The 261-nt window shown below is 52.5% G+C and carries 1 pseudogene; it reads right to left on the bottom strand.

The annotated features are described in order from the left end of the window. Positions 1 to 261, bottom strand: a pseudogene (fliP, locus tag B4920_RS26765) (flagellar biosynthetic protein FliP); the annotation flags it as partial.

The following is a 261-nucleotide window of genomic DNA, read 5'->3' as shown; positions in this document are numbered from 1 at the left end:
TCCATGGTGATTTTATTGGCCTGCAACGGCTGCCATGCCTGTTCATAGATCTGGTTGAGCACTGGCGACATCACAAAAAAGGTCAAAAACAGGGCCAGTCCCACTAATACCTGATTTGGCGGTGCGGTCGGCGTACCTAGCGCGTTGCGCATCAATCCCAGCACGATAACGATACGCGTAAAGCCAGTCATCATCAGCAGTACCGCAGGGATGAACGTGAATCCACTGAGCAACAATAGCGTCTGGATGGGTAGCGTCCAG

Source organism: Zoogloea sp. LCSB751 (genome assembly GCF_002028455.1).
Classification (GTDB): domain Bacteria; phylum Pseudomonadota; class Gammaproteobacteria; order Burkholderiales; family Rhodocyclaceae; genus Zoogloea.
This window is presented reverse-complemented; position numbering and strand designations above follow the sequence as displayed.